Source organism: Rhizobium sp. 01N447_2 (assembly GCF_056399245.1).
Window position 1 is genome coordinate 69781 of record NZ_JBFTQY010000015.1, and the last position, 25095, is coordinate 94875.

The window sequence follows — 25095 nt, forward strand, 5'->3', positions numbered from 1 at the left end:
GGGATCGGGAAATGGCATGATTAACGGGCGCGAATAAAGAAGAGCCCGGCAGTGCCGGGCTCCTCAATTCTTCAAATCGGGGAATTAGAACTTGATCTTTAGGCTCGTCGACAGCGCAGCGACCAGGTCGTTGTCAAAGGAATAGGAGACATCATCTCCAAACGTGACGCCGTTCTGGGTCACAACGCCGGACGAACCGCTCGTCAACACGCCCACGGCACCGGCAACGCGCCATTCGATATGTTCGGTCGGCGTGAAGGCTGCACCGAGCCCCAGCGTCCAGCTATCGGTCTGCGCGCCATAGCCCTGGCTGGTGCCGCGATCCCAGGTGAGGCTGACTGCACCTGCCCACTGTTCGTTGAATTTGTGGCCAACACCACCGGTGATGGTCCAACCGTCCTGGTAAAGAAGGTCGAGCGACGTCAGCTCCGTCGCACCGCCGGAGGTGCAGGCGACTAAGCCCTTGGTCGATTTTGGGCAGAAAGGCACGGACTGCAGGACACTCCAGTTCGTCCACTTAACCGATCCGAAGGCGAGCCAATCCGGAGCGATACCGCTTTGCAACTTAAGCTCAAGCGAATCCGGCGCTTCGGCAGAGCCGAAGACGTCCGTGACCCTTCCATAAGGAGCGCCATTCAGCGGTGCAAATGGTGCAGTCACCTGCGTCAGATCCACCGTACCGGTCAGATTGTCGTATTTTACGCGGCTGTTATAGACGAGGCTTGCTCGCATTGCATATTCCGGAATCTCGTAGGCGAGACCGGCGCGCCAGCCCCAGCCACTATCTTCGAGATCGAGGCGGCCGACGCCGTTGCCGGTACCGACCAGAAGCGGAACGGTTGAAACCAGACGTTCCTTGAAGCCTTCGACTTCCTGATAGAAAGCGCCGCCGATGAAGCGAAGCTGCCCAGGGCCGACATCAAAACGATAGGAGCAGGTGCCGCCATAGTTGCGGGTTTTGATCTCTGTCTCAATGTTATTGTTGGCACCGGCCCAGTTCAGACCGGGGTCGGTATGCCCGCCGAAGGGCTCTGAATAGTCGACCAGGCAGTCGATTGCATCGCCAAAACCAGCCTTAAAGCCAATATAAGGGATGGTGTAATTTGAGGTATCGTCCGCGGTGTTTGGACGGCTGTTCAGATTGCCACCGCCTGGAGATGTCGACGTATCCGTATCTCGGACGTCCTTCAGCTTGCGCTGCGGCGTGACGTAGGTGACGCCCGACTGAAACGAGAAAGGCGACGTATCGAACAGCTGATCGATGTTATAGCCGCCACGCTCCAGACCGCCGGCGAAGGACGGCGATGCAAGCGACGAAAAAAGAACGAGCGACGTTACGCCCTTGGAAAACCTACGCGATGCCATTGTGTCTCCCCCACTACAGCAGTTGATGTGACGACACAGTGTAAGTGTTCGCCGGAAATGGCAACGCGCCCCACGGCAGCGCCTCTAACCATTGTGACTGTCAATTTACGTAAAGAAATTGACGGACACGTCAAAAAATCTGGTTAATAAAATTTTATTCCGAGCTTAGTGCTCTCAGATGCGCTTTTTTGGGTTTTCATTCCAAATATTGCAGAAGCTGTATCAATCCGACAACAGTGGCAGTTTTCGCCAGCTGGATGCCCGTTCAGCCACAATCCACAGGCTCCGCGCCTGAAACTGGCCGTTTTCACGACCGAATCGCGCGCGCCCAGAACGACAAAAAGACGCGCCGGCAGAGGGCGCGTCTTTGAAATAACTTACCAAAATGGGTCCGTGAAACTTACCCGGCTTCGCTCACCCTGGAAAGAGCGGTCCTCAGGCTTGCGATCTGCCCCTTCAGTTCCTCAAGACGATCGCGCTCGGCCTCGACCACTTCGGGATTGGCGTTGGCGACGAACTTCTCGTTGGAGAGCTTGCCGTCGATGCGGGAGATCTCGCCTTCCATCTTGGCAATCGCTTTTTCCAAACGAGCCTTTTCGGCGGAAAGGTCGATCAGCTTGCCGAGTGGCAGGCAGATGGTCGCTTCAGCGACGACGATCTGAGCGGCACCCTTGGGCGCATCGTCAGCCAGCGATATCGCCTCGACGCGCGCAAGGCGCTTGATGGCGGCGTCGTGGCGGAACAGCCGTTCACGCGTCAGGTTGTTGGCCTTGACGACGACGAGCGGCGCTGTCGCTGACGGCGGCACGTTCATTTCAGCGCGCACCGAGCGGATGCCGGAGACAAGATCGATCAGCCAGTTGATCTCGTCGGCGGCCCCGTCGTCGGCATAGGACGGCGCCGGCCATTCGGCATGGCAGACCAGTGTGTCGCGCTCTTTGCCTTCGCCTGCCGTATGGGCCCAGAGCTCTTCGGTCATGAAGGGCATGAAGGGATGCAGCAGCTTGTAGATCTCTTCGAGAATATAAGCGCTACAGGCCTGGGCTTCAGCCTTGGCGCCCTCGTCTTCGCCATTGAAGACCGGCTTCAAGAGCTCGAGATACCAGTCGCAGACCTCGTTCCAGACGAAGCGATAGAGCGCGCCGGCGGCATCGTTGAAGCGGAAGGCTTCGAGCGCTTCCGTAACGTCACGTTCCGTACGGGCAAGTTCCGTCAGGATCCAGCGGTTGATGGTGAGTTCGGCGGCCTCCGGCACGAAGTGCGGGTCGCTCTTCGCACCATTCATCTCAGCGAAGCGCGTGGCGTTCCAGAGCTTGGTGCCGAAATTGCGGTAGCCGGCGATGCGGGCCGGATCGAGCTTCACGTCGCGGCCCTGCGCCGCCATGATCGCCAGGGTGAACCGCAGCGCGTCGGCGCCGTATTCGTCGATCAGCTCCAAGGGGTCGATGACGTTGCCCTTCGATTTCGACATCTTCTGCCCATTCTTGTCGCGCACCAGCGCGTGGACATAGACGGTCTGGAACGGCTCGACGGGTTCGCCGTCCTCGTCCTTCATGAAGTGCAGGCCCATCATCATCATGCGAGCGACCCAGAAGAAGATGATATCGAAGCCGGTAACGAGAACATTGGTCGGGTAATAACGCGCCAGCTCCGGCGTCTCGTCCGGCCAGCCGAGCGTCGAGAAGGGCCAGAGCGCTGAGGAGAACCAGGTGTCGAGCACGTCCTCGTCACGCGTCAGGATCTCGCCCGGCTTGAAGTTTTCGAGCAGGTCCTCGACATAGGCCTTCATCGGCCCCTCATGCGAGAGGTAGTGCTGGATCGCCGCCTGCAGCGCCTCTTCCTCGGTCTTTTCGACGAAGACCTGGCCGTCCGGGCCGTACCAGGCGGGAATCTGATGACCCCACCAGAGCTGGCGGGAGACGCACCAGGGCTGGATGTTTTCCATCCATTCGTAATAGGTCTTGTCCCAGCTCTTCGGCACCATTCTGGTGCGGCCTTCGCGGACCGAGGCGATCGCCGGTTCGGCGAGCGTCTTGGCATCGACATACCATTGTTCGGTCAGCCGCGGCTCGATCGGCACTCCACCGCGGTCGCCGTGCGGGACCATGTGCTTGTGCGGCTCGATCTTGTCGACGAGGCCCGCCTCTTCGAAAATCTCGACGATGACCTTGCGCGCATAGAAGCGGTCCTGCCCTTCCAGGCGGTCCCAGGCGCCGTGCAGCGCCGCCGGATTGTCGAGACCTTCGAGGAAATCCTCATTGTCCTTGATGGTGATCGTGCCGTCGATATTCAGGATGTTGATCGAGCGCAGACCAGCCCGCTTGCCGACGTCAAAGTCGTTGAAGTCATGCGCCGGCGTGATCTTGACGGCACCGGTACCGGCCGTCGGATCGGCGTAGCTGTCCGCAACGACCGGAATGCGGCGGCCGACAATCGGCAGGATGACATGCTTGCCGATGATCGACTTGTAACGCTCGTCCTCTGGATTGACGGCAACACCGGTATCGCCCAGCATCGTTTCCGGACGCGTGGTGGCAACGACCAGATAGTCGCGCGTTTCCCATTCGGTCGGCTTGCCTTCCTCGTCGAAAGCGATCGGGTACTGGTAGGTGACACCCGGCTCGAGCGGATAGCGAAGATGCCAGAGATTGCCCTTGACCTCATGCTGTTCGACTTCAAGGTCGGAGATCGCCGTCAGCAGCTTCGGATCCCAGTTGACGAGGCGCTTGTCCTTGTAGATTAGCCCTTCCTTGTAGAGCGTGACGAAAACCTCGAGAACGGCCTTCGACAGGCCTTCGTCCATGGTGAAACGTTCGCGCGACCAGTCGCATGACGCACCCAGACGCTTCAGCTGGTTGAAGATCAGGCCGCCCGATTCGGCCTTCCACTCCCAGACCTTGTCGATGAAGGCCTCACGGCCCATGTCGCGGCGGCTGGGCAGCTGCTGTTCCATCAGCTTGCGCTCGACCACCATCTGCGTGGCGATGCCGGCGTGGTCCATGCCCGGCTGCCAGAGCACGTCCTTGCCGCGCATGCGCTCGAAGCGCACCAGGATGTCMTGCAGCGTGTTGTTCAGCGCATGGCCCATGTGCAGCGAACCGGTGACATTCGGCGGCGGGATCACGATGGTGAAGGTCTCGGCCCCGGCTTTGGCGTTCGCGCCGGCGCGGAAAGCGTCCGCCTCATCCCATATCGCGGCGATTTTCGGTTCGACGGCGGCGGAATCATAGGTCTTGTCGAGCATTTTCTGACCAATTTCGAGGTTCGAGGATGGGCGTTTGTAAATAGGATGGTCACGGCCAAGTCAATAAAAAAGCCGCMCCGGAGACCGGAGCGGCTTTTCAGGAAAAAGCAATCCGATCAGCGGCGCGGGCCGCGGGCCACGCGCTCGATTTCCTCGCGCACCAACCGCTCGACCAGTGTCGGCAGATTATCATCCAGCCATTCGCGCAGCATCGGGCGCAGCATGTCCTCTGCGATCTCGTCCAGCGAGCGGCGCTCGGCACCGTCGATTGCGGCGGCGAGCTCCTCGAAGGAGCGGCTGATCTGCAGGCCGGCATCCTCCGAAAGCAGCGTCGGCTGGACCTCGTCCATAACGCTCGGCAGGAAACGGTCGGTCGACGACTGAGCGGGTTCCAAAGCCGGCGGCACTGTTTCGATAGCAGGCGCTGGCTCGGCGACGGCCACCTCAGGCGTTTCCATAACGACCGGCTCGGCCGGCTGCTGGATCGCAACATGCTGAACGGGCGCTGCGGCAGCCGCGAAAACAGGCTGCGACTGCTGCGGCTGTGGTGCCGCGGCGCGCGGCGCTTCCGGCATCACGGCCGGCTGCGGTTCGGGCTGACGGAAGCCGCTCGGAATTTCACGCAGGGCCTGACCGGCCTGCACGGCGCTGCGCTCGGAGGCGGCGCGCACACGGGCGGCGACATCGGCAAGCGACAGCGCACGGGCCGGCACTTCTGCTTCGGGAGCCGTGCCGGCCGAATTGGCGGCGACAAAACGCGGATCGGAGGAGCGCATGACCGGTTCGGGGAATTCCACGCCGGCATAGGTGTCGTCGACCGTCAGATGGATTTCCGAGCCGTTGTCATCCTCGTCGGCGCCGTAGACCGGCGGCAGGGATGCGGAAATCGCCTTGCCGGCGCCGGGCTCATTGCTTTCGATGATCTGGCGGATGGAGGCCAGAATTTCTTCCATGGACGGTTCACGCGCTACACTTGGCTGAGCCATTTCTATCCCCGTTATCCCAAAACAACGACCGGATGGCGTGGAGCATTCATCCGAATCACCACGACCTTAGAATACCCCAGGCGTGAAAAAAATCATCGCGAATCAAATGAATGCCGCCATGCACAGTTTTGTTACCCAATGTTTGCCACCCGCAAAGCCTGTCGCGATTTTGCGGCGGCGACACGCATGAAACAGAACTTCAGCGCACAGCCTCCATCCGGTCCGACATGGTCGCGTCAGCGTAAATGATGTTTGTGAAGGCTTTCCGGCGGCATTGATAAAAAACGGGCGCCGATGACGCCCGTCGCTGAATTTCGTCGATAAGAACGATGTCAGAAAACGAATTCGCGCGCCTTGGCGAAACCCGGCAGCGGCTTGACCGAGGCATTGAAGAAGACATTTTCCGAAACAGCGCCGCGCTCGGCGACGAAGACCTTGGCGCGGGCGGCATTGCCGTAACCTTCGACCGTAATCAGACGGCCACCATCGCGCAATTGACCGAGAAGGGCGGCCGGAACCTCTTCGACTGCGCCGTTGACGAAGATCAGATCATAGGGRGCGCCGGCAGCGTAGCCCTTTTCGAGCGAGCCGGTCACGACTTCGACTTTGGCGTAGCCGGCCAGCTGCGCCTTCGCTTCAGTGGCCAGCGTCTCGTCACATTCAAGCGCGATGACCGAGCCGGCAATGATCGACAGCAGCGCCGATGTGTACCCCGTGCCGCAACCGACTTCGAGCACGAAATCATCCTTGGTGATCGCCGCCAGCTGCAGCAGCTTGGCGAGCGGCGAGGCCTCCATCAGGAAGCGGGCCGGCTTTCCCGGTGCGGCTGCGGAGATCTCGACATCGTTGTCGATATAAGCCAGCAGCTTCGCCTTCTCCGGCACAAAGGCCTCACGCGGCACCGTGAGAAACGCCGTCAGCACGGAATGCGAGGTAACGTCCGTCGTGCGAACCTGGGTATCGACCATCTTTGCGCGCGCTGCTTCGAAATCCATCATGTCCTCTCGCTCTTAAAAAGCGGTTCCTGTCCCTCGTCTCTTAATCTCCGCCACGGATGCTTTCAAGGCTTGGCAGCCGCCGGCGAAAAGAATCCGGCCGGCGCCTCTTCCGTGCCACAGAAGACGGGAGGATGCTGCAACTCCAGCGTGGAACCTTCCGCCCCTTCATGTTATGATTTGCATCGGAGGAAATAGGAGGAGCAGGCCGTGTCTGCGATTTTCGAGTATTTCACGCTGTTCGATTTTTTCATCATCGCAGCGCTGATTGGCATATTTTGCTGCGGGCTGCTGGACGGCGAAACGACCTGGAGGCGATAGGGCGCCGAAGCGCACTCGAGATATCCCGCATGACGTCTGCAGCAGTCTCATGCCGGCGGACACGGTTTTTGCAGGTGCTCCGTTCGTTTTGAAACAGCGGCGGGCACGTCCAGCCCTTGCTAGCCGCATGCGCATTAACGTTACGTCAACCATTTTGTTGCGGCGCCCTCACCTTCCGCTATGGGTGTGCGCATGCAAACCTTCCTGATCCAATCGCGCGGTATAGAAGCCCTTCACTACAACGCCGATGCCCGCCTGCTGCTGATCAAATACAGCAGCGGCGACATTCGCAGCTTCACCTGCATTTCGCCGCAGGGTATGCGACGGCTGCTTGGCGCCGGCCCCGATATCGATGACGGGCCTGAATTGAGCGATCGGGAATATCAGGCGGAAATCCGCAGGGGCGGCCTGAAGGCGCTCTACCGCCTCACGGGAATCAATCCGTCACAATTCGATTTTTCGCCCGGCCAGCGGGTCTGGTAGCATCGAAAATGCCGATGCCGCACCGCTGAGCCAGCGGCATTTCGGACAGATTCTGGCATGTGGAAGATGTTGGAGGCCTCGCCCGGAATTGAACCGGGGTACAAGGATTTGCAGGCTTTTGCCGCCTTTTGTTTCTAAAGAGCTTTTTGCTCTCGTGTTGCATGCATGTTGCAGTTAGCTGAGCAGGATGTTCGCTGCTTGTGCCAGCTCTGTTCCATCATCCGAGCGTGGGAACAGGTGCGCATACAAATTCATGGTCACCACGATCGAAGCATGCCCGAGCCGTTCCTGAACTATCTTCGCAGGCAGCCCAAGACCACCGTCCTCTTTGCGATTGATCAGCCAGCTCGCATAGAAATGGCGGAGCGAGTGTAAGCCCGTGTACTTGGCCTTGAGGATGGGGTTGCCCTTCTTGTCGACCTCGCCAGTATCGATCGTCACACCCGCCCGTACCATCGCCGGCTGGAGGCCCTTCCTGACGACGTTCGAGTGTGAGCGTGAGTCACCGTCGGGATTGGCGAACACAAGGCCCGGCTTGTTCCCCTGCTTGAGCTTCAGCTCTTTGAGGGCGTTGATGACAAGCGGCGGCACGGGAATTGTCCGCGCTCCAGCTTCCGACTTCGGTGGCCCCATTTCCCGGAACTGATCGACCCGTTGACGGACGCTGATCTCTCCGCGCTTGAAATCGACGTCCTGCCAGCGCAGGCCACGCAACTCCGACGAGCGCATGCCGGTAAAGACTGCGGTCAACAACAGCGGGCGCCAGTTGCCCTCTACAGCGCCGAGAAGCGCCTTGATCTCGTCGCGGGTGGGAATATCCACTCCGACCCCAAGTTTACCCTTCTGGCGCTTCTCCTGCCGCCTATCCCGGCCCTTCCTGGTTCCCTTGATATCCCGCACCGGATTGCGGGCTGCAAGGCCACGCTCACTAGCATCCGCGAGTATTGAGCCGAGCGAAGTCAGTACCTTTTTCACCATTGCCGGCGATCGGCCTTCTTTCCGCATACGGTCCTCAAAATCGCGCACGGCCGGCACGGTGAGCTTCGACAACAGCATCTGACCGATCATCGGCAGGATGTGATGCTCCAAGTGACTCTTGCGCTGATTGACCGTCGAGCGTTCAAGGCCGGCATTCTCACCAGAGGCGATCCATAGCGAGCCGGCCTTCTCGACAGTCACGCTTGCTGAATCGGCAACGTGCGTCCCTTCCCTCACCTCGACAGCAGCCGTAGCGGCAAACCGATCGGCTTCCTTCTTCCGCGTGAAAGTCTTCAGCCGGCGCTTGCCGCCGGTGTCGGTATAGTCAACGACCCACGAAGATTTCTGCTCGCCTTTCGGTGTGGTCCATTCGCGCTTGCGTACTGACATTAGATCAATCCTCCCTGTCTTCTCCGTCATTTCCGAACTTGAACTTAATGATCCCAGCGTTCGCGAGGTGGCTCATCGCGCGCCCCTTCAGCGCCTCGATTTGGAGGCGCACGTCCTCGGCGGTCCAATTCGGCTGCGCGAATAGCAGAGCTTCCATTGCGGCAAGCGCTGCCGGGCGATAGCAGTCAGGATCATTGACCCAGGTATCCTCTTTCCAGTCATCGCGCCCCGCCGCCATCGCGGCCCTCTGACCGGCGGCGCCGAAGTGGGCGGCGACGAGGTAAAGCGTTCGCTTCACGTCCGGTCCGCCAAAAGCTTCCTCTTCATTGAATGATCGCTCAAGCCGCACCTCGGCTTCCTGGCTCTGGGTGCGTCCTACTTCGCGCGCCGCCTTGTCGAGTTTCGACTTTATGGCCGCCGTGACCTTGAGGCCCAGTGAGACCCTCTTGCCGGGCTCCGCTTCCTTTATCGGACGTCCTATTCGTTTCTCTTCATTTGTCATCGGTTATCCCTTCCTGTCTCCATTTTCTTACGATCAAGAGAAAGGGCTTGTCAAGCAGCGCTGAAGCTGCCACGTTTCTCACGAACATGAGAAAGGAGCTGTGGGCTCAAACGCTCGCGGCTTACCAACGTCAGAAAGGACACGACGATGACGAGGAAGCACGGAGACAGGCGCGAAACATCCAGCGTCGATGAGGCGGCAGAGAGACTGGGTATCGGCCGCAATCAAACCTATGAAGCTGTCCGGCGCGGCGAGATTCCCCATCTCCGCATCGGCAAACGAGTGCTAATCCTGACCGCCGCACTCGACCGCATTCTAGCGGGCGAACAGTCGTAAAAACCGCCGCGAGGACGCGGCGGTTCGAAGGACAAAAAAGGCGATTGGAAGCGCCTTGAAAATTAGTCCTATCCAGCAGCGCGCGCAAGATCGCGGCGGTTCCGAGCAAGAGAGGAGCCGTTATGTCGCAATCGCCTTTCCACAGGCCAGCGGAGCGAAGCGTTACACAACGCGAGAAAACCCGCGAGCGTGTGCGCCGACATCGTGCAGGGAAGAAGCAGGCGGCGGCGATTGAGTTCGTCAGAACGGATGCCAGCCTATTTCTGCACCCGGATCGATTATCTCAGAAGGCTGGGGCGCCCAAGGCTCACCTGCGCCGGATGGCGATCAAGGAACTGGTCGACAACGCCCTCGACGCTGCGGCAACGGTGACCCTGGTCGAAGTCGACATTAACACGTTCGTTATCTCGGACAATGGTCCTGGGATCGCGCCCGAGAAGGTGGTCGAGCTCTTTTCCGTCACGCGGCCGATGATGTCGACCAAGCTAATCCGGCGCCCAACCCGAGGCATGGTTGGCAACGGACTGCGCGTCGCGACTGGTGCCGCATTCGCCTCGGGCGGCAAGATCATCGTCGAGAGCCGCAAGGTCCGCCAGGAACTCGACTTCGACCGCACCACCGGCGAGACCATCGTCACCGCGACCGGCGACAGCGACATCGCCACCGGGACCAGGATCACGATCCGGTTCGGCGACGCACTGCCGATTGATCCGCAGGCGACCGCCTGGGGCAATCAGGCGATCCAGCTCGCGGGACCGGCAGCAATGCCGATGTTGACACATCCGAATTGGTATTCGGCCCCGGCGTTCAAGGAACTGATAGAAGCAGCGCGCGGCACGGCGCAAGACCTCGCAAATCTGTTCGGCGTCGAGTTGTGTAACGCTTCCGGAGATCCGGTTGAGCGAGGTCAATCGGACGCGTCGGAGCGTTACATCGACCCTGAAGCGCCCGCATCCGAACTCTCGCTCGACGTGCTGAACCGTCTTGCTCCGCCGCCACCGAAGCTCTTGCCGGTCCCCGAGGATTCTTTCGGCGGTTCCTACAAGATCGAAAAAGCCTTGGCAGTGATCGGTGGCGCGGTCCCTGTGATCGTTCAGGTCTGGGCCAGACAGAAAGGCCGCAACGGTGCGGACGACATCACCCTGATCGTCAATCGGACCCCGACCGTCGCCGAACTGTCGCTTTATTCCGGCGGCGATTCCTATTTCAATGGCTGCGGTCTTTTCTGCGGACTGGGGCAGGTTCCGAAGGGTTCCTATCATCTGACCATTGCCATCACGACACCGGCCATTGCGCTGATCAGCGATGGAAAAACGCCTGACCTGACGCCGTTCCGGGGATGCATCGCCGCTGCCATTGGGTCGGCATTGCGCAAGTCGCACAGGCCGATCAGGCGGGGATACACGATCAAGGACGCTGCCTATCTGGCGATGGCGGAAGCCTATCTGAAAGCCAGCGCAGGCGGCACGCTGCCCGCAAACGCAAGGCAGATCATGTACGCGGCGCGACCGGCGATACTAGAGATGACCGGCCACAGCAAACTGAACGATGTCTATTTCACCCAAACGCTGTTGCCGGCCTTCATGGAGGAAAACCCAGAGACTTCGGCGCATTGGGATGTGGTCTACGATGCGCGCGGCCATCTGGTCGAGCCGCATACTGATCATTCGATACCGCTCGGCACACTGCATGTTCGTGAATATCTCCAGCGCCAACGGCGGCACGACACCGGCGCGCTGATCTCGACCGGCGGCCTGCACCAGACTGCCGGTCCCGGCGACCGCTACGGCGCGGTGCTGTTCCTTGAAAAGGAAGGTTTCGAGCCGCTGTTGCGGGCAACACGGATCGCGGAGCGCTTTGATATCGCGGTCATGTCGACAAAGGGCATGTCGGTTGTCGCTGCCAGGGCGCTGGTCGACCGGCTTTCCGCACAAGGCCTTCCGATCCTGGTCGCGCACGATCTCGACATCGCCGGAATCAGGATCTTCGGCACGCTGGGATCGGACAGCACGCGCTACACATTCACCAGCACTCCGGACATTCGGCGCCTGGGCCTGAGGCTTGAACAGGCCGCAGAGATGCGGCTGCAGGCCGAGCACCAGCAGATCGAGGGCAACCACCACAAGGTGATGAAGGGCCTTCAACGCTACGGCGCCACTCATAACGAAGTGCTGTTCCTCGCCGACGGCCGGCGCGTCGAGTTGAACGCGATGTCGTCGGACCAGTTCATTGAGTGGCTTGAAGCCGGGCTCGTCGAACACGGCGTGCAGAAAGTCATCCCATCGGTCGAGATCATCGAACAGCGGGCACGGCACATCCTCGGCCTGCAGCGAATCAAAAAGGAGATCGCCGATCTAGAATGCCGCGCGCGGGAACAAGCCGCTATGGTCGACCTCCCTGCCGATCTTGCCGAGCGCATCCGCTGCGAATTCGAGCGTGATCCGTCGATCCCATGGGAGGATGCGCTTGGCCTAGCCCTCGACGGTGAGGGAGACGCGTCACAATGAACCGCACCCCCGGCATTTCGAGGGCCAGCAGCTGCCGGCCCCAAGATGTGTTTGCGAAGGCGATCGCCGGCCAGTCCGAGCACCAGCAGCGGCTCGACCTTCTTCGCCGCCGGCGCCAGGAACGACTGCTGGCAATCGTCCGCTCGTCGCGCGCCGATTTCACACGCGAATTTAAATCTCGACGCAGGCTATTGGGAACGCTCGAACCGCAGGTGCCCTCCGATCCGCTCGTTGCCGAAATCGAAAAACAGTGGATCCGGCTTTTTGACGATTATCGCCGATACCGGCGGGCAATTCCCTATCCCGGCGAGAAGGGATGGCGCTAATGGACGGCGGCCCCCACGGCAAAATCGCTGAGGCACATCTCGAAGGCATCCGTGTTTCGTCCTTCGCCGGCCGCGAGATTCCGGCCCGGAAATTTATCGACGGCTTCGATTTCTTCCCCGCCGGAGAACTTTCCTACCTCAGTGGTCCCGGCGGCGGCGGCAAGACGACGGTTGCCCTGCAACTCGCTGCCGCCGTTGCCATGCCGATCGCAGCCTGTCCCCAAACCCATTGGCTCGGTGCGCCAGTTGGAGTTCGTGGTCCGTGCCTGTTTTATTCAGCCGAAGACGACGAATTCGAACTCCAACGCCGCCTGGAGGCCGCTGCCGCCGCCGAGGCATTTGATCTTCGTGAGCTTCGCGATCTGCGCGTTTACGACCTGTCGGCGCGGCTGGATAAAGCGCTGCTCGATAGCCCGCAGCGGCACCGGCTTGTGAGAACCCCGATCTTCAACGCGCTTGAAGAGCAGATCGCCCAAATCCGCCCGGCGCTCGTGATCATCGACAACCGGGCCCAAGCCATCGTTTGCGACGAGATTGACCGCTCCCTCGCGACTCGCGCCTCGAATATCTTCAGCCATCTCGGCAAGCTCTATGACACCGCGATCATGATCTTGAGCCATCCGTCACAAGGCGGCATTGCCAACAAAACCGGCTCGTCCGGCTCGACGGCATGGACGAATACCGGGCGCTCCACGGTCTATATGCGCCGCCCTGACGACGCCGATGACGAAGGCAAGGGCGGCGGTATCGATGATGGTCGTCGGATGTTGGTCTCGCAGAAGGCCAACTATAGCCCGACGGGACGGCGCGTGAATCTGGTTTGGGATTGCGGCGCATATCGCTGCACCGACAAGCCGGAACGGGCGGGGTCGGACATCGGTAAGGCGGATCGCGCCCAGCGCGTGTTCATGAAGTTGATGCGCGCCGGTCTTGAACATGGGCAGACCTTTTCGCCCTCCATCAGCGCCCGCACCTATCCGCCGACGTTGTTCGGYGCCAGCAACGAACGCGAGGGCATAAACAAGCGCGAATTCGAGCGCGCCATGCATGTTTTGCAGGATAAGGGCGACATCAAAACTGTCGTTCGTCATCCCGGAACAAGCCGGGAAAAGACCCTACTGGTGATTGCAAATGAGAACGGCTGATTTTCTACCTCAGGTAAGCCGCACACACTGCTATGTCGCTGTGTGSTGCACMCCCACCCTATTACTACGTAATAAACCCCCGCCTCGCGGGCGGGGTTCATAAACGTAGAGACGGCAAGTCCAGAGCCGATGATCTGGGCACGAAAGGAGTGAAGCAATGACTGACCTAGAAAAAGCGACCTTCTACATCGTCGGATTTGTCGATGGAACCTTTGCCGCCATCGGATTGCGCGACGACGACACGACCGAAAAGGACGAGATAGACGCCGACGAGAGCAAGCGGCTTGACGCGGCGATGTGCCTTCGCATCCGTGCGCAGTTCCCGTCGCTCAGTGATGTGGACATTGAGACTGCCTACAACGCAGCCTCGATGAACACCATCGCCTATATCCCGTCGCCGGCCAAGAAGGCTGCGATGCGCGCCAAGTATCCCATGCCGGAGTAGCCGATATGCCGGGTCGGGTGGCGGGCTCACTCGCCGCCCGTCTCATGCGCGAAAGGAATCCGATCCATGACGGCTACGCTCAGCCAGATCGACCAATAAACGGGGATGAACGATGAGTGCTGCCACTCGCCAACGCCGCTATCGGGCCCGGCGAAAGGCTGGCCGCCGCGTGATCACGCTCGAGGTCGACGAAGTCGAACTTGCCGTCGTATTGGAGAGCTTAAACTTTCTCAACCCGATGGAAGAGGCCAAYGACGCTGCAGTCCAGCGCGCGCTCGGTAACATGATCCGGGTACTCAGTCGCGGCTTAGCCCGTGACGCATAACGCCGAGCAAGTTCGCGATTTGCTACCCTCGACAAGTCGACAACTTGCGACAGAGTGAGGACGGGGATGATTAGCGATGTCGCGCTACATGAGGCTGCGCACGCCTTGGCGGCGCTCGGCCATGGGATCGGCGTGCTCCATGTCAACCGGAGTGAGGTGACCCTCCAGTCTCCTGGTGACCTTCTTGAACGCGGACGTCACCACGGCGCGATTGCAACTGCCTACGCGATTACTGCTTTAGCCGGCCATGCGGCGGCGCCGGAAACCGGATTGTCGAAATCGGATGAACTGCTTCTGGAGCATGCCTTTTTCCTCGGCTCATGGAGCGATCGGCGCGACGAGTTGCGCCGCGCGTTTTCGATCCTCGCCGAGGATTTTGTGCACAGTCACCGTGAGGGGATCGAGGCACTTGCCATAATTTTAGATGAAAGCCGCAGCCTACCAGGCGCCCTGGTCGAGGAAATTTTCGGGAGCATGGGGCAATGACCGAGACGGACGCGAACGAGCAACTCGTTATTATGGCGGCGCGCACGGAGGAGATCCGAACCGGGCTTGATGGCAACTTCACGGAAGAACAGCTTCAGCGGCCGGTGAGCAGGCGTATGGTTCACGCACTCGTCGCGGCCACCACAGCCGCCACAGGCGTGAAGCTAAAGGCGCTCTCCGCCCGCATCGCAGAGCTTGAAGGCGGCGGCGTCCGCTATTCTGGTTGTTATCAGAGAGCGCTGGAATACCGAAAGGGGAGCGTCGTGACCTTCGCTTCCTCGATGTGGATCGCGCTTGATGACGTGCCCGCCGGCGTCCAACCCGGCTCAAACGGAGCATCCTGGCAGCTCGCCGAAAAAGGCAGTTCTCGGGTGGTGCGAAAACAGACAGGAGCACGGAGATCATGACGCTCGAAGAGGTTCTTGCTAAGACCAGGGCGTCCCTGGACGCCCAAGGTGACGCTGCGTTGAAGAGATCGCGTGAAAGCCTGCACTTCAGCCCGCTCACCGACGAGGAGATCGATGTGCTGATGGCTGAACAGCAGGAGCAATTGAACCAGTGGAAGAAAGATGCCTACGCGGAGATCGAGCGAGGACTGAGGGCGTGGACATGATCCGAACCGGCGATTGCAATGAACGTCATCGTCGTACTGGGAGGCGCTATGCATACCGCTGTAATACGAAATCCCAGACCTGCTCCACCTTGCTGTCCCACAACGCTTGCGGATAAGGATTTTCCGGCAGTTCATTGAGGCGCTGTCTGATCGCGGTCCAGACCGCGCCCCGCGTTTCTTGCCCGCGAACCCAGTCTATTGCGCCGGTTAGCTCATGCAGTTTCTCCAGCAGCGATCGGGCCACCCGTTTGACCTCTTGTTCCTCTGCCCTGGTGAGCTTGGGTTCTGGCTTGACCAGCAGATCGAAGATCGCGAGTTCTTCCTGTGACAGCTCCTCGCGTGCGGCGCGTCGTTCTTCGACATCCATTTCGCGGATGAAATCTTTCAGCTTCTCGAAGAATTGTTCGGCATCGACCGAACCGGCATTGTAGTCCGCCACTAGTTTTTCCAGCCGTTCCACCAGATGCTGCCGTGTAGGGTTGATTTCTGTCAGCTTGCGCGCCTTTTCCTCTGCATCCTCGCGCAGCCTTTCGGCAGTAACCTTTGGACTGACCGCAAAAAGTTCTGCCAGCTTATCGAAGTCGATGCCGGACAGGTCCACGCGTCCCTCGGCAGTATCACCTTCGACGATGGGCGTCAGGATTGCGACACCTTCCAGCTTCTCATCGAGTAGTTCGGCAATGCGGGCGGAGATCGCGGATATATCGACGGGACCAAGCCTTGCCCTCACTGCATCGGAGAGCGTGTGGAATACGGCAACCGGCCTGAGATAGGGCGCGGCGCGCTCGTCGGGCAGCAACGCCTTGTATGCCCTGGTGACGGCAGCCGTCAGGCGCAGGAACTCGCGGCGGCGCTCGTCGGGCGCAATCAGGATTTCAATGGCTTGATTAATCAGCCTCAACCGATCGAAATCGCGAACCGCCATGATCGCGTTTGCGTCAACGCCCAATGGCCGAACGAAAGCCCCCACTGAAGCCAGAGCCTGCTCAAGGGAGACGACAAGCGCTTCCTTATCCTTGATCGGCGTTTCCTCACCCCCACCGCCCGCATAGATCGCAAGCGCCTTCTGGAGGTTCTGGAACACACCGACATAGTCGACGATGACACCGGATGTTTTTCCWTCGGCCCGACGGTTGGCGCGGGCGATGGTCTGCATCAGCGTATGGTTCTTCATCGGCTTGTCGAGATAAACCGTGCCGATTGTCGGCACGTCAAAGCCGGTAATCCACATCGCGCAGACAAACACCAGCCGCAGCGGGTCGTTCGAGTCCTTGAACTTGGCCTCAAGGTCTTCCCGCTGTATGCGCTCGCGGTGCGGCAGGATATCGAGGCCCTTCTTGCGCAGATCGTCGATTTCATTCTGGCTCTGGCTGACGACAACCGCCATATCGACTTCGCGCAACCACATCAGCCGTTCGGCAATCGCCGCGCCTTCCGCCTCATGGGCGGTTTTCAGGCGCTCCTCATCCCGCGCGATCAGGCGGGCAATGGCGGCCTTGACCCTGTCATGCATGGCAACGGCGGTTGCCTTGTCGATGGCGACGAACATTGCCTTGCCACGATAGCCCCGCATGGCAAAATGCAGCGCCAGGTCTTCGGCCACCTTGTCCAGCCTGTCTGGCGCCGTAATGAGCGTATATTGGCGGGCGAACTGCCTGCTGAGCTTTCTTTCCTGCTCCTCGTCCAGCATGGCCTCGTCGAGCAGCGCGTCCAGCTCTTCCCGCAATTCATCGGCATTGAGCTGCAACTCCGGCTTTCTCGCCTCGTAGAACAGCGGGACCGTCGCTCCGTCACGCACGGACTGGGCGAAATCATAGATGGAGACGTAATCGCCGAAAACCTCGCGGGTGCGGCTTTCCTCGCCCTGGATCAGCGGGGTGCCGGTAAAGCCGATGAAGGACGCATTGGGCAGCGCCGCGCGCATATTGGCTGCAAGCTGGTCATACTGGCTGCGATGGGCCTCGTCGGTCATCACGATGATATCAGACCGTTCGGACAATACCGGCATGGGTTCGCGATCCGCCGTGCTGAACTTCTGGATCAGCGTGAACACATAACGTTCGTTCCCCGCCAGAAGCTCCTTCAGATGGGCGCGGCTTCCCGCCTGCGCCTGATCAATATCCTTGGTGAGCGCCCCGGCGGAGGCGAACTGGCCGGCGATCTGGTCGTCCAGCTCTGTCCGGTCGGTGATGACGACGAACGTATAGTTCCCGCCCAGCCGGCGCAGCACCTTTTCGGCGAACATCACCATTGAAAGGCTCTTGCCTGATCCCTGCGTGTGCCAGAATACGCCGAGTCGGCCCTGATTGCGTTCGATATGGCGAACGGCATCGATGGCGCGATTGACCCCCAGCACCTGATGATATTTGCCGACGACCTTGCGCAGGCCGCCGCGTGCCTCATCGAACAGCACGAAGTTCTCGATCAGGTCGAGAAAACGGGCCGGCTCACAAGTCGCGCGGAGCAGGGTTTCAAGGCTCGGATCGTCGGGCTGGTCTTCTTCCAGCCGCTTCCACGGCGCGAAAACGTCATAGGGTGCATGACTGGCCCCCATCACCGCTTCCAGCCCGTTCGACAGGATCACGAAACCGTTGGCCGGGAACAGCTGCGGGATGGCGTCGCGGTAATCGCGCAGATTGGCGTCATAGGCATCTGCGAGTGGGCAGGTAGGGTTTTTCCATTCCGCCAGCAGCAGTGGCAGGCCGTTGACAAAACCGATCGTGTCGGGCCGGCGGTGGTGCAGCACGCTGTGGATCCACACTTGGCTGGCGACCAGAAAATCATTGGCGGCTATATCTAGCCAGTCGATCACCCGCACCAAGAGATCGTCGAACTTGCCGTCACCACGCCGCACTTGCACCGGCACGCCGTGACGGATCAGAGCCATCACTTCGCGGTTGGCCGCGACCGGCAGCATGGCCGAACGGTCGCGGGTGATTATCGCCTCGGCCTGTGTCAGGGCTTCGGTCGGCAGGTTCGGGTTCAGCTTGCGCAGCGCCGCTTTCAGGCGCGCAGGCAAGAACGCCTGCTGAAAGTTCGTGCGTCCCGTGGGATTCGCTGGCCCCGGCACTTCCCCGTACAGGTCGACATGCTGCCAGCCGAGCTTCTGAAAAAGGGCAAGGGCCGGTCTCTCGACGCCGTCATCCTCAGGGACAACAAGACCGATGAGTGACGGGACCATGTCAGGCTGCCTTTTCCAGTTTGCGTTCGGCTTGGGTCAGGGAAAGCTGGCCGGAGATCAGGCGGGGGAGCAGGAGATCGCGGGAGGCGGCAAGCGATACGTTGGTCTTTCTTAAGCCATCGGCCAAGCGCAGCATCGGCTCGGCAATATCGGTGAAGCGCTTAATCAGGACGAAAGGAGGCAACAGGATCGCAGCTCTTTCAAAGGTTGCGGCAGTCACTGCTGGATAGGCAGCGCCTTGTGCGTTGCCAACTAGATAGCCGACAAAATTCTCGGTTGTGACCCAGTGGTAAAGATAAGCGAATGAAGTTTCGCGAGCGTCGAGGACAGTAAATCCGGTTGAAGCGACAATCTCTTCCGTGGGATCGAGAACCACGGCAAAGGCGCGCCGGTTAGGGCGTACATTCGACCACAGTATACTCCCATCGGTCACAAGGCGGCGGGCACGACCCGGCGCCTCCACAAACGGCATCCGGTTGATGGCGTCGATCCGACCCGGCGATACCGACGAAATGTCGATATAGCCAATTTCTGATGGTGCGTTCGCCGGTTTCAGGGAAGCGGCGTTGATCGCTGAGACATTGCCTAAAGTATCGTATAGCCATCCCTCCGGAAGTGGGCCATCGGGCGTATCGAGAATCGGTACCGCTTCATGACCAGGGAAACGGAAGCGGACGAACCATTCCTCGAACAGCCCCCGCGCCATCTCCTCCAGAACCGCAATCCGCTGCCGGTTGACCATTATCAGGTCGTCATAGGCGGATAGCAGCGCCCCAATTTTTTCTTGTATTGTACGAGGGGGTAGCAGGAATGAGAACGCCTTTATAGCATCAAGAGTAATGGCTGCTTGGCTCGCCGCACCTTGTGCGGTACCAACAATATATTGAGAGAAGTATTCGCTCTTCAGCAGGTAATAAAGGAAGTCGCCATTGATCTCGGATGAAGGAATAATCTTCACTGCATTCTGGTTCAGCAGAGCTCCGTGAGCAAGCGCTGGAACGCGCACGCACTTGCCTACTACGGACGAGGGATTACTTGGCCACGATCCAACAGTTTGAACGATTATATCGCGCCGCTTCAGCTCGTACTTGGCGTAGTCAAGTGCTATGTGCGTGGGGATATGCAACAAAGAGCTGCAGTCGATCGAATTATCTGTGAAGTTACTCACTCGGACGACAGGTACGCCATTACTAGAATACCACTCACTTTTGAATGCATACCCCTTCTGATGAGCGATGCAGTCGGCTAGTTTTGCAATTTCCCAACCGGTAGTGCCATCACTGACCTTGTCATTTATACTCATCACTGAAGAGCCTCAGCCACATTTTGAGCAATCACTGCCTGCAGTCGCATCGCCTCGATGTTTAGGCTTTCCAGTTCCTCCTGCAGTGCCTCAAGCCGCTCCCGAAAATCCTCATTCTCCGGCTGGTCTCTCGATGCCACGTCTACATAGCGCCCCGCATTGAGGCTCCAGTCCTGGGCGGCAATATCGGCTCGGCTCACAACTTTGCATAGGCCGGGTATGTTTTTATAGCCACCCTCCCCGAAGATTTCCTTCATCGCCGGGCCGCTACCCGCTTCAAGTTCTTCCTCTTCACCACGCCACAGCCGCACGATGTTACCGATGAACTCGATCTGGTCCGGCGTGAAATCACGCTGGGCGCGGTTGACTTGACGGAAGATGTGCCGCGCGTCGATGAACAGCACCTCGTCCGCCCGCTTGCCCTTCCGCTTGCCCTTGTCGAGGAACCACAGCGTCACCGGCAGGGTGACGGTGAAGAACATGTTGGGCGAGGTGCTGATGATTACGTCCACCGCGCCGGTTTCGATGAGCTTGCGGCGCAACTCGCGCTCCGATCCGCCCGCATCGGATGCAGAATTGGCCATGACGAAGCCCGCGCGCCCCTTCTCATTGAGCGCGGCATTGAACATGCCGATCCACAGATAGTTCGCGTTGTTGACCTTGGGTACGCCGAGCGAGAAGCGCGCATCGACGCGGCCTGCCTCGTTCAGCAGCCGAGAGCGATCGACTTCCGACTGATTGAACGGCGGGTTCGCCATCACGAAATCGAACTTGCCGACCATCGCGTGTGGGTCTTCATAGTAGCTGTTGGCCACTCGCACATCTCCGGACACCCCATGAACCGCGAGATTGAGGCGGCAGAGCTTCTGCGTGTCCTCCATCTTCTCAGTCCCGTAGATGCTGATCTCGCGGCTGGGGTTCTTGTGATGCCGCTTCACGAACTCGGCGGAATGCACGAACATGCCGCCGGAGCCGCAGGCCGGATCGAATATTTTGCCGTGATAGGGTTCGATCACCTCGACGATAAGCTTCACGATCGACGAGGGCGTGAAATACTCCCCGCCCTTCTGCATGAAGGCCGAGGCAAACTCGCCCATGAAATATTCGAAGATCAGGCCGTAGGCGTCGCCTTCTATTTTGAGCGGAGACAGCAGGCGCAAGACTTCCCTTAAGACGCTATTGGGCAGCGCGCCGTAACCTCGCGGCAGGACGCCGGCAAGATCGGGGTTGTGTTCGGTGATGGCCTCCATCGCCGTATTCAGCGCCTCGGCCAGATTTTCCGTTTCCGGCAGACCGAGCAGGTAAGAGAAGCGGGCATAATCGGGCAGGAATACTGCGCCGTGTCCATGATAATCCTGGGGCGTCGGCTTCAGGCGGCCCGTGAAGGTCTTCGATAGCTCGGCGTGAACGAGATCGAACCGAGCCTCCATCTGCCGCAGCGCAATCAGGGCAAGGACCGGCTGGGCATATTGGTCGGGACGCAGCGCGGTGTTTGTCCATAGTTGCTCGGCAGTTTTGAATAGGCGCCGTGACAGGTCCTGGAGATCAACTGACAATGATGTGCCCCCTAGATGCGTATTCGGATATCCATGAGGTACTTATGATGATTGAAAATCAGTGTCGACCAAAATAGTTAGACCGCGACCTTCCCGTGCGGGGCGGCGCAACAACCGATGCCGTGCAGTGTGGGACCCGCCGTTCCATTCGAGCTGATCCCGTTCAAGGTTGCACCGGCCGGCCACAACCAGACCGAACCAAATCTCGTCCGTACCGGAGAAGGCGGAATACGAAATCACATTCCCCATCGTGAGCTGGTTGGGTCAGATCCAGACCTGAGCCTTCTGAGGTAAAAGGGTCCTATCTCTTCAGACTGACCTGTTGACCGGGCGATTTCATCCTGTTAAAAAAGAAATAGGGCGAAATCGCCCGGTAAGAGGGAGTTAGAGCATGGAACAGTTCCAGGCCGGTATTTTCGCACAGGAGTACGCAACCGTGGATGGCCAGAAGATGTGGGCAGTTCTGAATCGTGAGGACGTGATCGCTCGCATGGAGACGGCAAGTGATCTTGGGCAGCCTGCTTTGAAACCTATCGAGGATGTTTTGCTGGAGGCATTGGGCGAGGTGATAATGCAGGATCGCTACAAGCAGATGTGCGGCCGCATGGTGAAACAGGTTCTAGAAGGCCGTGGCTTTGTACACGACGCATCGGATATTCGCCTGAACTCGGTACCGTTCTACAAAGCCAGCCGTTACCGGCGCGACCGAACAGGCCTTTTTCTTTTCAGGTCCTCAACGGACCCCCGCGATATATGCCTTACCGCTGATCGAGCAGGTGAGCACCTTCCTCCGCTCGAGCAAGGACGGTGGACGTACGTGAACTTCATCACATCTCCGCTGAAAGCAACGGTTGGATATAGTTTCGACCTCACGGCGGCAATCGCGGAAGTCCAGAGGACGGGTTTCTGCCGTCATCGTGTGCCCCGTTTGTTCCGAGCTGCACGATGATGCGAGACTGAGCGTAGCCACCGTCTGCGAAAAGATCGACGAGGTAAGCCGTCAAACGTAGCCAAATGGCGGGAGAAACGAGATTCCGCCGCAGAAGATAGCAGCGGCGGCCGGGGGGGGTGGTAAAGGTCAGCTGGCCGCCGCCAGAAGACCCGCGTGCACCCTCACGCGCAGATTTTTTTCCTGGCGCCCAAAACTGCATGAGGGTTTTTCCCGTCTACCATCATGGAACACCTGCATCGAACCGGCGGTCGTCCCCGGCATCACCCCAGTCCAACCGACCGTCGTATCGTCCAGATGCTTGCCTCTCAGGGCATCCCGCAGGCTGAAATCTCCCGCGTTCTCGATATCTCCGAGAAGACGCTGCGGAAGGCCTATCGCCGGGAGCTGGACGTCGGCGCCGCCAAGCTTGAAGCCGCTCTTGTCGGCCAGCTCCTCCGCCTCGCCGCCGGTACTGACGATGTGGCGCTACGGGCGATCATCTTCTTGCTTCGAAGCCGATTCGGCTGGTCGCGCTATGCACCACTGCCAACGTCACCCTCAATTAAGCGTTGACGATATAAGGTGGTCATGCGGAATTGGCCTACTTTGAGGGGAAAAAGCAAATGGTTGAACTATCGTCTCGACATGAGGGCGACAGAATTGTGATCGAGCTTTATCCGGGCGATCCGATAGAGCTTGGTGACCTGTCTAGCAGCTTTGCCGCGCTGGCTCGGATGTATGAGCGCCACTATCGTCAGGATGGCGAGACAGCCCCCAAGCTATACGTAACGAAGCTCGAAACCGGCTCCGTTCTTATGGAGATCGCTCCTTACGCGATGATAATGGGAACCCTCTCCTTTATGGATGGCGCCGTTATTGTCGCTGATTTCACGAGCCGACTGTGGCGGGGCGTAACAGCGTTTTCAGGTGCGCCGCCGCCGGCGGAGTCCATTTGGATTGAGCCGCCTTCGCCAGAAGACGCTAGAGATATCAAGGAATTTACGAAACCGCTTCTGGGCAAGAATGGCTCTGCATTGGGCATTAAACATGCTCGGTATGAGAGGACCGAAGGCGAAAGAACGGTGGTCGTTGAATACAAATTCACTGAATCCGAACTGAACCGGGCGGCAATAAACATCGACAAAGCGCTTGAGTCCCCCTTCTTGGACGAGGCCGAAAATGTGCCTCGCGAACAGATTAAGCGGGAGGTGATGCTCTTTATCGATCAGGCAAATCGAGGGCCTGGGAAAGAGCGTGGCCGCACAGGAGACAGAGGGATCATACCTGATATCTACGACAAGCCATTGCCCGTCTATTTCAGGAAAAGCTTTCAAAACTTGAAAAGCCAAATCACGCGAGAGGTCAATCCGCTGACAAGCGCGTTTGTCGTAGATGTGCATGTTCAATATATTCGCGATGAGCCCAGGGGCTACGTCGTGACCGACATCCATGAAGTTATTCCTGCTGGCGGGACTGAATGAAAGCGCCGAGCTTGCGATCCTCTTTTGCGAGTTCGATGCCGGCTTCGGCAAGCGTGGGTTTTTCGTCAACCCGCGCTCCCTTTACCTGAACAGCTCCTGGGCGCCGGCAACGCGCGATGTTCGGTACGGAGCTAAATCCCCCGGCCGGATCGACGGCGCGCGCTGGTGGCCCCGTGGGAGGCAAGGCGGGGCATCAGCGCCGCATTGCTAGCCGCCAAAGTTCAGCGAGATCGTCTAACCCCATACGGAGCATATCCGCCGCCGTCAGCCGTTCCCGTTTTCCCGCGAACATCTCGGTCAAAGCATAGCCCTCGCCGCAGACGGCGGACACGAGACCATACAGACGGACGCCCAGAAGCTCCCGGCACTTCGCGAGTTCCTTGCCGGCATTGGCTTGCCTCTCGGTGATCGGGTCGCGAGCCTTGCCGCCGTCAACCTGTTCCTTGCCGTAATCGATGGCGCCGGCTCCCTTGCCGCCGATCGATTCCCACAGCGCCCGGAAGCGCGTCGCGGCTGCCACCTGAGCAGCATCGAGAACCCCCCGTGCCGCCATGGTCGTGATCGCCGATTCGCGGACGTTCATCATTGCGACGACGTCGCGAGGGTTCGTCGCATCGGCCGGATGGGAGCGGGAGAAGTACGGATTATCAATGAGGGTTGGGTGAAGCTTCGGTGTGGGCATGCCGGGAGAATGCCATAATCGCGATGGAGCGTCACCACCCCTTCAGTACGCGCAGTTTCAGGTGCAATTCATGTTTCTTAGGATGCGTTTTGTGCGCCATCTATGTCGCAGTTATGTCGCATAGACACGCCGACACGAAAAAGGACACGCCGGAAAACAAGGGGATTGGCAGCGACATAACTGCGACATGCGAAAGGCGCTGATTTGCGCCTTCTGCGATTAACGCATTGTTTTTAGTGGATAATTTGTTGGAGGCCTCGCCCGGAATTGAACCGGGGTACAAGGATTTGCAGTCCTCTGCGTCACCACTCCGCCACGAGGCCTCACGCGCTCGTTATCTGAGCCGTGGCGAGCGTTTAGAATGATCGTAAGGAAATCGCAAGAGGGCATTTCGGAAAAACGCCATTCCGCCGCTGCCGAAACGGCCCTTTTCCCATCCCGAAACGGCGCGGGCGCGAGCTGGAATTTCCATGGCCGTGACGATGCCCCATTTCCTGCCAATGATTGTATTTGA

24 protein-coding genes and 1 tRNA gene are annotated in these 25095 nt (G+C 59.4%); 13 read left to right on the forward strand and 12 right to left on the reverse strand.

The window, feature by feature from the left end; genetic code table 11:
* Positions 1–84 precede the first annotated feature (84 nt).
* The 4 genes from AC1ECN_RS12785 to AC1ECN_RS12800 form a co-directional block, all read right to left on the reverse strand.
* The gene (locus tag AC1ECN_RS12785; RefSeq protein WP_003538954.1) at positions 85–1365 is read right to left on the reverse strand and encodes an OmpP1/FadL family transporter; all 1281 of its coding nucleotides are present in this window, start codon (positions 1363–1365) and stop codon (positions 85–87) included.
* A gap of 400 nt (positions 1366–1765) precedes the next feature.
* A complete protein-coding gene (locus AC1ECN_RS12790) occupies positions 1766–4609 on the reverse strand; it encodes a valine--tRNA ligase (RefSeq protein ID WP_477953111.1) in 2844 nt (947 codons plus the stop codon).
* A 116-nt stretch (positions 4610–4725) separates the two neighbouring features.
* Entirely contained in the window at positions 4726–5595 is an 870-nt protein-coding gene (locus tag AC1ECN_RS12795) for a PopZ family protein (protein WP_130655270.1), read from the reverse strand.
* 332 nt (positions 5596–5927) lie between these two features.
* Positions 5928–6593 (reverse strand): protein-L-isoaspartate O-methyltransferase family protein, encoded by a 666-nt coding sequence (locus tag AC1ECN_RS12800; RefSeq protein WP_197726572.1) that lies wholly within the window; start codon positions 6591–6593, stop codon positions 5928–5930.
* A gap of 498 nt (positions 6594–7091) precedes the next feature.
* Between AC1ECN_RS12800 and AC1ECN_RS12805 the strand changes: the two genes are divergently transcribed.
* Positions 7092–7394 (forward strand): hypothetical protein, encoded by a 303-nt coding sequence (locus AC1ECN_RS12805; protein WP_130672467.1) that lies wholly within the window; start codon positions 7092–7094, stop codon positions 7392–7394.
* 174 nt (positions 7395–7568) lie between these two features.
* On the opposite strand, the gene AC1ECN_RS12810 is transcribed toward AC1ECN_RS12805, so the two are convergent.
* Both AC1ECN_RS12810 and AC1ECN_RS12815 read right to left on the reverse strand, forming a co-directional pair.
* Positions 7569–8762: a tyrosine-type recombinase/integrase gene (locus tag AC1ECN_RS12810; protein WP_477953114.1), complete on the reverse strand. Its 1194-nt coding sequence runs from the start codon at positions 8760–8762 to the stop codon at positions 7569–7571.
* Between the two features lie 4 nt (positions 8763–8766).
* Entirely contained in the window at positions 8767–9264 is a 498-nt protein-coding gene (locus AC1ECN_RS12815; protein ID WP_131704562.1) for a hypothetical protein, read from the reverse strand.
* A 147-nt stretch (positions 9265–9411) separates the two neighbouring features.
* Here AC1ECN_RS12815 and AC1ECN_RS12820 point away from each other — a divergent pair, with 147 nt between their 5' ends.
* The 3 genes from AC1ECN_RS12820 (at position 9412) to AC1ECN_RS12830 (ending at position 12433) form a co-directional block, all read left to right on the forward strand.
* Positions 9412–9600, forward strand: a complete 189-nt coding sequence (locus AC1ECN_RS12820; RefSeq protein ID WP_131704563.1) for a helix-turn-helix domain-containing protein — start codon at positions 9412–9414, stop codon at positions 9598–9600.
* Positions 9601–9920: 320 nt separating this feature from the next.
* Positions 9921–12107: an ATP-binding protein gene (locus AC1ECN_RS12825; RefSeq protein ID WP_477953117.1), complete on the forward strand. Its 2187-nt coding sequence runs from the start codon at positions 9921–9923 to the stop codon at positions 12105–12107.
* Positions 12104–12433 carry a hypothetical protein gene (locus AC1ECN_RS12830; protein WP_477953118.1) on the forward strand — a complete coding sequence of 110 codons (330 nt, stop codon included), beginning with the start codon at positions 12104–12106 and terminating at the stop codon, positions 12431–12433. The genes AC1ECN_RS12825 and AC1ECN_RS12830 overlap by 4 nt, the downstream gene beginning before the upstream one ends.
* Here AC1ECN_RS12830 and AC1ECN_RS12835 read toward each other — a convergent pair.
* Positions 12430–12615, reverse strand: a complete 186-nt coding sequence (locus tag AC1ECN_RS12835; RefSeq protein ID WP_477953150.1) for a hypothetical protein — start codon at positions 12613–12615, stop codon at positions 12430–12432. The genes AC1ECN_RS12830 and AC1ECN_RS12835 overlap by 4 nt on opposite strands.
* Here AC1ECN_RS12835 and AC1ECN_RS12840 point away from each other — a divergent pair.
* The 6 genes from AC1ECN_RS12840 to AC1ECN_RS12865 all read left to right on the forward strand — a co-directional run bounded on the left by AC1ECN_RS12840 (position 12529) and on the right by AC1ECN_RS12865 (position 15447).
* Entirely contained in the window at positions 12529–13578 is a 1050-nt protein-coding gene (locus tag AC1ECN_RS12840; RefSeq protein ID WP_477953149.1) for an AAA family ATPase, read from the forward strand. The genes AC1ECN_RS12835 and AC1ECN_RS12840 overlap by 87 nt on opposite strands.
* Before the next feature lie 157 nt (positions 13579–13735).
* Complete coding sequence (locus tag AC1ECN_RS12845; RefSeq protein WP_131613901.1) at positions 13736–14023, forward strand: hypothetical protein; 288 nt, start codon at positions 13736–13738, stop codon at positions 14021–14023.
* A 112-nt stretch (positions 14024–14135) separates the two neighbouring features.
* Positions 14136–14348 (forward strand): hypothetical protein, encoded by a 213-nt coding sequence (locus AC1ECN_RS12850; RefSeq protein ID WP_477953120.1) that lies wholly within the window; start codon positions 14136–14138, stop codon positions 14346–14348.
* 66 nt (positions 14349–14414) lie between these two features.
* Entirely contained in the window at positions 14415–14834 is a 420-nt protein-coding gene (locus AC1ECN_RS12855; protein ID WP_477953121.1) for a hypothetical protein, read from the forward strand.
* Positions 14831–15241 carry a transposase gene (locus tag AC1ECN_RS12860; RefSeq protein ID WP_477953123.1) on the forward strand — a complete coding sequence of 137 codons (411 nt, stop codon included), beginning with the start codon at positions 14831–14833 and terminating at the stop codon, positions 15239–15241. The genes AC1ECN_RS12855 and AC1ECN_RS12860 overlap by 4 nt, the downstream gene beginning before the upstream one ends.
* Positions 15238–15447: a hypothetical protein gene (locus AC1ECN_RS12865; RefSeq protein WP_477953125.1), complete on the forward strand. Its 210-nt coding sequence runs from the start codon at positions 15238–15240 to the stop codon at positions 15445–15447. The genes AC1ECN_RS12860 and AC1ECN_RS12865 overlap by 4 nt, the downstream gene beginning before the upstream one ends.
* Before the next feature lie 46 nt (positions 15448–15493).
* Here the strand turns inward: AC1ECN_RS12865 and AC1ECN_RS12870 are convergent, their stop codons facing one another.
* The 3 genes from AC1ECN_RS12870 to AC1ECN_RS12880 are packed head-to-tail and all read right to left on the reverse strand — an operon-like array spanning position 15494 to position 21487.
* Positions 15494–18628 carry a type I restriction endonuclease subunit R gene (locus AC1ECN_RS12870; RefSeq protein WP_477953127.1) on the reverse strand — a complete coding sequence of 1045 codons (3135 nt, stop codon included), beginning with the start codon at positions 18626–18628 and terminating at the stop codon, positions 15494–15496.
* Between the two features lies 1 nt (position 18629).
* On the reverse strand, positions 18630–19931 hold the full coding sequence (locus AC1ECN_RS12875; protein ID WP_477953129.1) for a restriction endonuclease subunit S: 1302 nt from the start codon (positions 19929–19931) through the stop codon (positions 18630–18632).
* Positions 19931–21487 (reverse strand): type I restriction-modification system subunit M, encoded by a 1557-nt coding sequence (locus AC1ECN_RS12880; RefSeq protein WP_477953131.1) that lies wholly within the window; start codon positions 21485–21487, stop codon positions 19931–19933. The genes AC1ECN_RS12875 and AC1ECN_RS12880 overlap by 1 nt, the downstream gene beginning before the upstream one ends.
* Positions 21488–21878: 391 nt before the next feature.
* Between AC1ECN_RS12880 and AC1ECN_RS12885 the strand changes: the two genes are divergently transcribed.
* From AC1ECN_RS12885 to AC1ECN_RS12895, 3 genes are all read left to right on the forward strand, one after another.
* Positions 21879–22436, forward strand: a complete 558-nt coding sequence (locus AC1ECN_RS12885) for a hypothetical protein (RefSeq protein WP_477953132.1) — start codon at positions 21879–21881, stop codon at positions 22434–22436.
* Positions 22437–22733: 297 nt separating this feature from the next.
* A complete protein-coding gene (locus AC1ECN_RS12890; protein ID WP_477953134.1) occupies positions 22734–22991 on the forward strand; it encodes a hypothetical protein in 258 nt (85 codons plus the stop codon).
* 50 nt (positions 22992–23041) lie between these two features.
* Positions 23042–23899 (forward strand): hypothetical protein, encoded by an 858-nt coding sequence (locus tag AC1ECN_RS12895; protein WP_477953136.1) that lies wholly within the window; start codon positions 23042–23044, stop codon positions 23897–23899.
* 193 nt (positions 23900–24092) lie between these two features.
* Here the strand turns inward: AC1ECN_RS12895 and AC1ECN_RS12900 are convergent, their stop codons facing one another.
* Together AC1ECN_RS12900 and AC1ECN_RS12905 are read right to left on the reverse strand one after the other, a co-directional pair.
* Positions 24093–24581, reverse strand: a complete 489-nt coding sequence (locus AC1ECN_RS12900) for a hypothetical protein (RefSeq protein WP_477953137.1) — start codon at positions 24579–24581, stop codon at positions 24093–24095.
* Positions 24582–24830: 249 nt separating this feature from the next.
* Positions 24831–24904 (reverse strand) — tRNA-Cys (locus tag AC1ECN_RS12905).
* Between the last annotated feature and the right edge of the window lie 191 nt (positions 24905–25095).